Origin of the sequence: Pseudomonas sp. MD195_PC81_125 (genome assembly GCF_014060985.1) — a bacterium.
Lineage (GTDB): Bacteria > Pseudomonadota > Gammaproteobacteria > Pseudomonadales > Pseudomonadaceae > Aquipseudomonas > Aquipseudomonas parakoreensis.
In genome coordinates this window covers 1-1,652 of sequence record NZ_JABULD010000721.1, presented here as the reverse complement: position 1 = coordinate 1,652, position 1,652 = coordinate 1, and the positions used below count along the sequence as shown (strand labels likewise).

Here is a 1,652-nt window from a genome sequence, read left to right as displayed (position 1 = left end):
CAGATTATGTTCGATAACCGGCATGGTCTTGTTTTTCCTGGGGAAGCAATATGGCTATTTCATAGCTGTGAGTCGAATAAGGAAATACATACTGCAAAACACCTTGATCGTGTTTTCTTTAGGTGGGTTAGTTATATTTCTACCGCGTGTCGAGTACATATTGGTCGGCTTGACAGTCACCATGATCTGTTATGTTCTCCTGAATTTCAGATATCGTTGAGTCTTGATTATCAGGCCACAGCTCGGGAAAAGTGATCAAGCGGCTGGTCTGCGGTTTGCGCGCTGCCTACTACGTCATTCTCAGTGTCCGAGCGACATGCGACGCTACCCTTGGTCTCTTTGGGTTTGTAATCCTGGTGTCGTCGACCATAGTTAACAGCCGGATGCCCCTTTTAGCTATTGCGACCAGATAGCACCAGCCGCATCGTAACAACAGGAGCCACGTCATGGTCAAAGTAGCGTTGTTCGTTCGTCTGGAAGCAAAACCTGGGAAAGAGAAAGAGGTGGAGCGCTTTCTCTTGAGCGGCCTTCCTTTAGTGGAGGAGGAGCCAGCCACTACAGCCTGGTTTGGAATCCGCTTGGGGCCGTCTACCTTTGGCATCTTTGACGCATTCCCGGATGAAGCGGGCCGGCAGGCTCATCTTTCGGGCAAGGTCGCGGCGGCGCTTATGGCAAATGCTGCCGAGCTGTTTGCCGAACCTCCATCAATCGAGAAGGTTGACGTCCTTGCGGCCAAGCTGCCCGGTTAAGCAAATCCAACAGGAAGTTCCATTCAGTTCGGGGAGGCCCAGGATGTATTTTGTGAAAATCAGGATAGCCTGGGCCTGCTGCTGTTCCGGGCGGTGATCAATCAAAACACCTGTATTGAAGATAAAAGTCATGGCTAAAGTGCCGTGTCAAGGATTCATACCATGCTCGCGCGCTCGGTTAAGTGAAAGGATACGCGCGCAAATCGTGTCCATGGACGGCGTGGAAGCCGCACAGAATCTGCAAGGCAACGTGCTCATCACGGGTTTAGGCTGGGTAGGGTAGATTGTTTGCCGGGCACCGGTCGCTCATGGCGCGAAGATCTCCATCAGTGATATAGAACCGGAGGTCATCCGCGCCGTGACACCTTATGGTTTCGTCAAGTGAGCATTCGTCGGCGTAGCAGTGACCGATGTTCAATGAGCTGCCTGACGCGGCTGCACTCCGAACTGCGCAACGATGTGCGTACCCAATTCCTCGATAACCTCCGCCGCAGGGCGCTTGCCATATTTGAGATTGAGAATGACGTGGTCCACGCCGATTTCCTCAAGCGACTCCAGCAAAAACCGTAGATGGTAACGTCCAAGTTTGAACCCCAAATGGATACGTGTGGGTGACGTGGACGGATTCTCATCGAGATCGATGTACAGCGACTGAGTAAAGGGCTTGTACACAGAGCCACATTGCCTGGTGACCTCCAGCCGCCAATCTTCCACGACCAGCCGCTGCATATTCGGTATGCGTGGATAGTTGATCCATCCGTTGCTCTCACGCGCGATCCAATCCAGTGACTGGCGACTGTTGCCGGTCACCAGCATTGGAATTGAATTGGGATTCGGTGGGTTTTCGGGTAATCCAAGTTCTACGCCGTGCATTTTCGCCAGTGCTCCAGTGGATGGGCTCAA

General features: G+C 52.5%; 1 protein-coding gene and 2 pseudogenes. 2 read left to right on the top strand and 1 reads right to left on the bottom strand.

Annotated elements, in window-relative coordinates:
* Positions 1 to 446 precede the first annotated feature (446 nt).
* Together HT737_RS28480 and HT737_RS32100 are read left to right on the top strand one after the other, a co-directional pair.
* Entirely contained in the window at positions 447 to 749 is a 303-nt protein-coding gene (locus HT737_RS28480; protein ID WP_025569629.1) for a putative quinol monooxygenase, read from the top strand.
* A 193-nt stretch (positions 750 to 942) separates the two neighbouring features.
* Positions 943 to 1,125: pseudogene (locus HT737_RS32100) on the top strand (potassium transporter); the annotation flags it as partial.
* Positions 1,126 to 1,163: 38 nt separating this feature from the next.
* On the opposite strand, the pseudogene HT737_RS28475 reads toward HT737_RS32100, so the two are convergent.
* Positions 1,164 to 1,652: pseudogene (locus HT737_RS28475) on the bottom strand (LLM class flavin-dependent oxidoreductase); the annotation flags it as partial.

Excerpts from the sequence above, each read along its gene's own strand:
- HT737_RS28480 (WP_025569629.1), top strand. The coding sequence starts at position 447 with ATGGTCAAAGTAGCGTTGTTCGTTCGTCTGGAAGCAAAACCTGGGAAA.